We start from the raw sequence: 6985 nt of genomic DNA, 5'->3' as shown, positions 1-6985 counted from the left end.
TGATAAATCTAAGCAACACTACATGATGAAGTGCAAGGGGATGAATCTTTGATAGTATTCACTTATTGTGAAATATGATATATTTATTAATTAGATGGATGAATACTTCTAGAGTTAAATATAGTATAATAGGGACATACTTTTTGGTTTATTTTTGTTTGTAGTCGGATTATGAAAGAATATCCAATATTATGCGATAAGATAGAATGTTACAAAAAAGAAAGGGGATGCAATCCGATGAAGAAAGACAGATTAATTGTATTGACAGATGCTGTTCTAGCAATTATTATGACCATCTTGGTTTTAGAGTTAGAAAAACCAACAACACCAAGTCTTGAAGCTTTTTGGGATTTACGGCAAAATTTCTTTGCTTGTTTTCTTTCCTTTTTCTGGTTGGGATCGTTATGGATGGCACTAAACACATTATGGGAAAAGGTTGAGAAAATTTCCTCAGAAATTATTTGGTGGAATTTGTTTCTACTCTTGGAGCGGCAGGAGTTCTCTTTGGAGAATTTCATGCCATCCAAGATACCAGTCTGAATGATGTGGTGGACCGGATCTATATAAATGTCAAGGATTTACCGTTTCAGTCCTTGGGAGCTTTAGCTAATATCCTGTCTGATATTAAGAAGGGACTGATTCAAGACAGTCATATCTGGTCTTTCTTCCAGTCATTTTTCAAACAATATCAGTTGATAATCAGCTTAAATCAGATCTATCAGTTTGTCTATCTTTCTCTGATGGAGATCATGTCCTATCTTCACTTTGATTATTGGAAAAAAACGGCTCGGTCAGGAGCTAGTATGAATAAGGAGAACAAATGAAACGTTTAAAAATGTTATGGCATATTATGCAGGTTACGGGTTTTACTCGGTTTGCTCTGAGTTTTGTGACCTTTGTTTTTGGGTCAGGAGGCGTGCTTTTCCTAGTTGAACCTGCTATCACAAATTACGGAGACGGTCTTTGGTATGCTTTTGTGACTTCGACGACTGTCGGCTACGGGGATCTCCTAGCTGTGACCTTGATTGGAAGGATTACCAGTGTCTTCTTGACGATTTATGGGCTCATATTTTTTGGCTGTTTATCAGCTGTTATTTTTAATTATTATACCAATTTAAATAAGGAAAGAGGAGAGGACAAATGACTGCCAATTATTCAACACGGGAATACCGTGAGAAATTATACGATGACCTTCATGTTCGATTGAGAGATACAGCGATTTTGATGTGTGCAATTTTTATTGCCTCTATCGGACTAAATATGAATTCAACAGCTGTCATTATAGGAGCCATGTTGATTTCACCTCTCATGACACCGATTGTTGGACTGGGATTCGGTTTAGCTATTTTTGATACGCGTTTAATCAAGCAATCTCTAGAGGTTTTATTTACTCAAGTATTGGTCAGTTTGCTTGTCTCGACTCTGTATTTCTGGATTTCTCCCTTATCTTATGCAAGTAGCGAGTTGATTGCACGAACCTCTCCAACCATTTGGGATGTTCTCATTGCTATTGCTGGTGGGATAGCAGGTTTTATTGGTTCAAGGAAAAAAGAAGCAAACAATATCGTACCAGGAGTAGCCATTGCAACAGCTCTGATGCCACCTATCTGCACTGCAGGCTATGGTTTAGCTAATGGAAATGTACGATTTTTATTTGGGGCTCTCTATCTTTTCTTGATCAACTGTGTCTTTATCATGCTAATCAATATTGTTGGAACAAGAATTATGATGAGACAATCTCCCTTAAGTTCATTTAAAGAGCTAAACATGAAAATGAGAATTGGGTTGATCTCCTTGATTGTATTATTGGTTCTTCCAGCCAGCTATTCAGCAGTCACTCTGACGATGGATCAAGCACGAAAAGAAGGGATCAAACAGTTTGTAGGAAAAGAGTTCGCCAATCATACGATCATTAATCAAGTCTACAAGTCAAGTAGCAATGAATTGGTCTTGACAGTTGTTGGAGATCCGATTTCAGAAGAAGAATTAGAAACCATTCGCCAAAAACAAGACTCTTACGGTATTCAATCTGTTCAATTGAAAGTCAATCAAGTCCATAATTCGACAAAATTAGACAGTGAGACGACCAAGGAATTTTACGAAAACATTGACAAGTATATCGATCAAAAACTCTCTGAAAAAGATTCACAAAACGATCTCGTAAAAGAAAATGAAGCAGACAAGGATTGAGGACGATGAACTGAATAGGTTTTTATGCCGTGTTTTTCTTGTTTGTTCTTCTTTCTTACCTATAACAAAATAAAATTGATGAATACGAGGTTTTTCTTTAGATGAAAGAAAGTACATAGAAGAAAGGGATAGTGTAAATGAGTAAAGTATTTTACTGCAAATTCAATTTATAAAAAACAACCAGAAAGAAAATATTAATTTTGCGGTTTTTCTTTCTGGTTGTTTTCTGATAACGGAGGTTTGCTCAAATGCTATAAGAAATAAATTAGGAGATATATCATCTAAAAAAATGTATGTAACAAAAAATAATTTAACTAATGGTGTGAACTTTTAGTATTTATCAGCTCAATTCGTGTATTTTTAGGATAAAGTTCACACCATTCAGATGAGATTAGTTGGAATTGGATGAAATTTTGAGTTTTGAAAACTTGTGAAAACATTGATATTACAAGCTTTTGAAATTTATTCAAAGAAAAATCTTTCAAACCAGGCCTTAAGAAAGTACGTAAAGCTTCACAATTTAGTAAGCGTTAATTCGAAAGAATTATTATACTTACAAAGAGCACCTTTCTTGGTGTTCTTTTTGTATTTTTATATTAAATTGGTGTAATTGACATAGTTGTTGCGACTTTAGTCGCTTACAAATGTGGCTGCAAACTGACAGAGTCAGTTGCCTCAATACGTTAAAATTTATTTACGTATATTCCAAGCCTCTCCTTATTGGGCTTCTTTTGTTCTATTCTGAAAAATCAATGCCTTAGCAATATAGAAAAACACCCTTATCCCTAGTTCTGCTAAAAGCATAGGATAAGAGTGTTTTTTATAAGAACGACAGATGATGATTATTCTTCGTCTTTTTTGATAATGTTTTTAACGCCTGCGATAGCACCTTCAACAGCGCCTTTTGCGTCTTCAGCAACTTCTTTCGCTTTTGAAGCTAGTTTTTCAGCAGTGCCTTCTGCTTGAGTTTTTGTATCGCCAGTAAGTTTTCCCAATCCTTCTTTGAGAGAACCTTTAGCTTGGTTGAATTTTTCTTCGATTGACATGGAAATTTCCTCCCTTTATTAAATGTATTATCTAAGTTGGATGCGGTTTGATACTCATTCAAGCGAGATAATACATACAAGTATAGACTCTTTACTAAGAAAAAGCAAATAACTGCTACGAAATGACAAAACATTTTTAATAAGTCACGACATTAATTTCGCCTTTGTCATATTCTGCAATGAAGATATCGGAGACATTTTCAAAGCCTTCTTTTTGGAGTTCGGTCATCAACCATTCTTCTGACTTACCAATAGATTCTAAAATTTCAAGCTGGACAACTCCATCCGTAATGATTGGATACTTCGGATTTTCGTCGCCAATTCTTACGATAATCAATTGACCATTTTGCTCGATGACAGCTCTTTTGACTTCTTTCAGTTGGAAGACTCCTTGGGAGCGTAATTTCAGAGCGACGTCTGATGCGGATAGGCCTTTTGAACGGCAGGCTTCAGGATCTAGTTTGCCGTTTTTGATGATAATAGTTGGCTTCCCGTCAATCAGGTGTTTGATGTAGGAAACATTGGTGTTCAGCCATTTTAAGAGCAAAATCAGAATAGTCCAGATGATTAGGATGATTGCATATTGAAGGATAGTAATGGAGCTATTGTAGATGACCCCGCCGATAATGCCACCGAGAACAAAGTTTTGTACTTGGTCTGTTGCAGAGCTTGGTGCTAAATTTCCCTTACCTGTCATATTGATGACAAAAACGAGAGAAACGAGTCCCAAAGCTAACTTAATTGCAATTGTAATAAAAAAGCTCATTATTTTTCAACCTCCACGAGTTCAACGTCTGATTTGTACAGTTCCATTTTTTCCAATAAATAGCTATCCTGATCGGTTCCGCTAATAGCACGGTAGAATTGTTTGCCAACCTTAATGATAGCTCCATCTGTTGTAGCTGAAGTGTTGACGTAGACTTTTTCCTTCTCAACGCCTAATTCTTTTGAGACAACCTCAATAAAATGCAAGGAGCTACGGAATTGATTGTCATTTGACTGATTGTTTTGGAAGTTAGTAATGCTAATCAAAACAGTGGCTACTAGGGACAAGATAGAAATAATGGATAACTCACGGAACTTACTTCCTCGTTTATCTTTATAGGCCTTAAAGGCGAAAAATCCCGTCACTAAAACCAAGCAGGCTGATATAATCACCATCACCCAATTCTGCTGGCTAATCTGACTCAGTACATAGTCATATGAATAGAATTTCATAAGATCCCTCACTTTTTTTGAATTCAAGCTATTATAAAACAATTTAGCGGCTACATCAATAGCTTTATATCGGAAAAATAAGGTTTTCTAGAACTTGTTTGAAATATGAGTTTGACTGCTGGTGATCTTTCAAAAAGATACTGTATATTCTCAGGTAAAATATTTGCTTCATTCGAGTTTCCAAACTGCCAATAGAACTTGACAAAATCATTCAGAGTGCTAGAATAGGAGATAGGTAGAGGCCGATTTAGCTCAGTTGGTAGAGCAACGCACTCGTAACGCGTAGGTCACAGGTTCGATCCCTGCAATCGGCAGAAAGAAAACCAGCACCTTTTTTATGGGGTTGCTGGTTTTGTTTATATAATTCTTATAAAGAAGTAAGAAAAGTTAGGCCACCTAATATCACCCCCGCAGCATTGGGAATAATGAGGATCCAGTCTTTTTTAGGTTCTTTTGTCCAACCGTAGATAACCCAAATCAGGCAAGAAACTGCTGCGAATAGTGGTTGGAAAGGTTGAGCTTTGGATCCTTGTAAGTTTGCGATAATTTGTGGAATATAAGCGACGAATACAAGAATTCCAATAAAAGCTCCAATAGATCCGACAAAACGATTAATTTTTTGTTTTGACATACGATACCTCCTTAGCGTCCATTATATCAAAACGGAAAAAATTGTCAAATGAGACGTAAGCCAGTATGGAGAATAGGTTTTAGTTTTTATCTAAAACTAAGCGAAATAGCCAAGTGTGGTTTGAGAAGGAGCGTTAGAATTGTTCATACCTGGTTTATCCATTGTTAGGCTGGATAGAGAGCTTATGATCATAGAAATAGTAGTAAATCAGTATTGTCGTGTTGATAAAAATGGGTAATGATTAATTTCTTTGAAGCCTTATGCTGGGAAAATTCAAGATTTTTGATTTCATTTTAATCTTTTAAAATAACCACTTACTGCTCCAAATTGACCACTTACTGAAAGTCCCTTGTTTCTTTTCAAGAAATTGTTATAATGAAGATAGAAAGAGGGGAGGAGTGCTTATGAAGATTCGGATTGAGCTAGACGATCGTTTGGCTGATACAGAATTGGTGATTCGAGTATCGCGGATTGATGAGAGGATTCAGAAGATTCAAGATGCTTTGAATGAAGCGACTGCTCCAGCCATTCTCTTTTATAAGGAAAATAGTGAGTATTTTGTGGACTTGGCGGAGATTCTTTTTTTCGAGACCGATGGAGCCAAAATCTTTGCCCACGCGCGCAATGATGCCTATGAGGTCAAGTTGAAACTCTATAAGTTGGAGGAATTGCTGCCTCGCTATTTTTGCAGAATTTCCAAATCAACCATTGCTAATGCTAGGGCGATTTATTCTCTAGAAAAGTCTTTCTCGGGTACCAGTTCCGTCCAGTTTTCTGAAACGCATAAAAAAGTGCATGTTTCAAGACATTATTATCAACTACTAAAAGAAAAGTTAAGTGAAGTGAGGTAATCATCATGAAAAAAACAATTCTAGGTGTCGGTTTTTTGGTTTTAGCCGGCTGGGTTTTGCTTCAGGGAAATTTCGGTATTCCCATGTTCAATTTTAATATCTGGCCCTTACTTTTGGTCGGCATGTTTGCGTATTTTGCCTTGGAAAATTTCTTAGAGCGAGATTTTGGTGCTGCTCTGATCATGACGATTATTGCTCTGATAATTGCTAATTCTGTCTATCACTTCTTGGCAATCTCTACAGGCACCTTAGTAATGGGTGGTGTTTTGGCCTGCATTGGGCTTAACATGATTTTCAAGCCAGGAAGGATCTGGGGTGTCCGTTATTTGTCTGGCAAGGGCTTGTCTACAAAGGAAGGAGAGATTTCCTTTGGCAGCGGCACTCGCTATATCAACTCGGATAATTTTATCCATGATAAAGTAGAGTGTTCTTTTGGCAGTGCGGCTGTCTATTTTGATAATGCCAGAATTTTAGGTGATTCTGCTAGTTTTGATGTGGAAGTATCTTTCGGTAGTGCGGTACTTTACATTCCAAGCAACTGGCAAGTAGAGCTGAATGTGGACAATGCTTTCGGTACAGTGGTCAATCCGCATAATGTCAATGAGAAAGATAAGACTTTATATGTGCGCGGTAACGTCGCCTTTGGATCTTTGAAGATTGTTTACATTTAAGAAAACGGATTATTGGTCAGAAATTGCAAAGTTTGGGAAAATTTACTTGCCAAAAGCTAAGTTTTTTGATAATATAGTACGGTATGTGGTGCTAGCACATCCGTAATATTAGATCTAATAGGAGGAAACACACTAATGGCTAAAGTATGTTACTTTACAGGTCGTAAGACTGTATCTGGAAACAACCGCTCTCACGCGATGAACCAAACAAAACGCGCTGTTAAACCAAATCTTCAAAAAGTTACTGTTTTGATCGACGGAAAACCTAAAAAAGTTTGGGCTTCAGCTCGCGCGCTTAAGTCAGGTAAAGTTGAACGCGTTTAATACATGAAAGGGATTGGAAAGATTTATTCCTTCCCTTTTTTGTTGTTGAATTTT

The 6985-nt window shown here is 36.8% G+C and carries 11 protein-coding genes and 1 tRNA gene; 8 read left to right on the top strand and 4 right to left on the bottom strand.

The features are described 5' to 3' along the window. Positions 1-237: 237 nt before the first annotated feature. From D8872_RS05690 to D8872_RS05675, 4 genes are read left to right on the top strand one after another with little or no spacing between them, the layout of a single operon-like run. Complete coding sequence (locus tag D8872_RS05690) at positions 238-540, top strand: TMEM175 family protein (protein ID WP_006151097.1); 303 nt, start codon at positions 238-240, stop codon at positions 538-540. Next, complete coding sequence (locus tag D8872_RS05685; RefSeq protein WP_000397555.1) at positions 465-824, top strand: hypothetical protein; 360 nt, start codon at positions 465-467, stop codon at positions 822-824. Before D8872_RS05690 ends, D8872_RS05685 begins: the two co-directional genes overlap by 76 nt. Beyond that, the gene (locus D8872_RS05680) at positions 821-1144 is read left to right on the top strand and encodes a potassium channel family protein (RefSeq protein WP_000825751.1); all 324 of its coding nucleotides are present in this window, start codon (positions 821-823) and stop codon (positions 1142-1144) included. The genes D8872_RS05685 and D8872_RS05680 overlap by 4 nt, the downstream gene beginning before the upstream one ends. Next, positions 1141-2190: a DUF389 domain-containing protein gene (locus tag D8872_RS05675; RefSeq protein ID WP_125390254.1), complete on the top strand. Its 1050-nt coding sequence runs from the start codon at positions 1141-1143 to the stop codon at positions 2188-2190. Before D8872_RS05680 ends, D8872_RS05675 begins: the two co-directional genes overlap by 4 nt. A gap of 842 nt (positions 2191-3032) precedes the next feature. Here D8872_RS05675 and D8872_RS05670 read toward each other — a convergent pair. The 3 genes from D8872_RS05670 to D8872_RS05660 all read right to left on the bottom strand — a co-directional run bounded on the left by D8872_RS05670 (position 3033) and on the right by D8872_RS05660 (position 4454). Beyond that, the gene (locus tag D8872_RS05670; protein ID WP_048766472.1) at positions 3033-3236 is read right to left on the bottom strand and encodes a CsbD family protein; all 204 of its coding nucleotides are present in this window, start codon (positions 3234-3236) and stop codon (positions 3033-3035) included. Between the two features lie 136 nt (positions 3237-3372). Then, entirely contained in the window at positions 3373-4002 is a 630-nt protein-coding gene (locus D8872_RS05665; protein ID WP_125390253.1) for a DUF421 domain-containing protein, read from the bottom strand. Next, positions 4002-4454 (bottom strand): DUF3290 family protein, encoded by a 453-nt coding sequence (locus tag D8872_RS05660; RefSeq protein WP_048792275.1) that lies wholly within the window; start codon positions 4452-4454, stop codon positions 4002-4004. Before D8872_RS05660 ends, D8872_RS05665 begins: the two co-directional genes overlap by 1 nt. 241 nt (positions 4455-4695) lie before the next feature. On the opposite strand from D8872_RS05660, the gene D8872_RS05655 reads away from it, so the two are divergent. Next, positions 4696-4768 (top strand) — tRNA-Thr (locus D8872_RS05655). A gap of 53 nt (positions 4769-4821) precedes the next feature. On the opposite strand, the gene D8872_RS05650 is transcribed toward D8872_RS05655, so the two are convergent. Further along, positions 4822-5085, bottom strand: coding sequence for a SemiSWEET family transporter (locus D8872_RS05650; RefSeq protein WP_005591744.1), 264 nt, complete (start codon positions 5083-5085; stop codon positions 4822-4824). A gap of 404 nt (positions 5086-5489) precedes the next feature. On the opposite strand from D8872_RS05650, the gene D8872_RS05645 reads away from it, so the two are divergent. From D8872_RS05645 to rpmB, 3 genes are all read left to right on the top strand, one after another. Next, the gene (locus tag D8872_RS05645; protein WP_062123568.1) at positions 5490-5936 is read left to right on the top strand and encodes a LytTR family DNA-binding domain-containing protein; all 447 of its coding nucleotides are present in this window, start codon (positions 5490-5492) and stop codon (positions 5934-5936) included. A gap of 5 nt (positions 5937-5941) precedes the next feature. Beyond that, positions 5942-6607, top strand: a complete 666-nt coding sequence (locus D8872_RS05640; protein WP_125390252.1) for a LiaF transmembrane domain-containing protein — start codon at positions 5942-5944, stop codon at positions 6605-6607. A 135-nt stretch (positions 6608-6742) separates the two neighbouring features. Then, complete coding sequence (gene rpmB, locus D8872_RS05635) at positions 6743-6931, top strand: 50S ribosomal protein L28 (protein WP_001140948.1); 189 nt, start codon at positions 6743-6745, stop codon at positions 6929-6931. Positions 6932-6985: the final 54 nt, after the last annotated feature.

The sequence above is a fragment of the Streptococcus cristatus genome (assembly GCF_003943815.1).
Classification (GTDB): Bacteria; Bacillota; Bacilli; order Lactobacillales; family Streptococcaceae; genus Streptococcus; species Streptococcus cristatus_F.
This window is presented reverse-complemented; position numbering and strand designations above follow the sequence as displayed.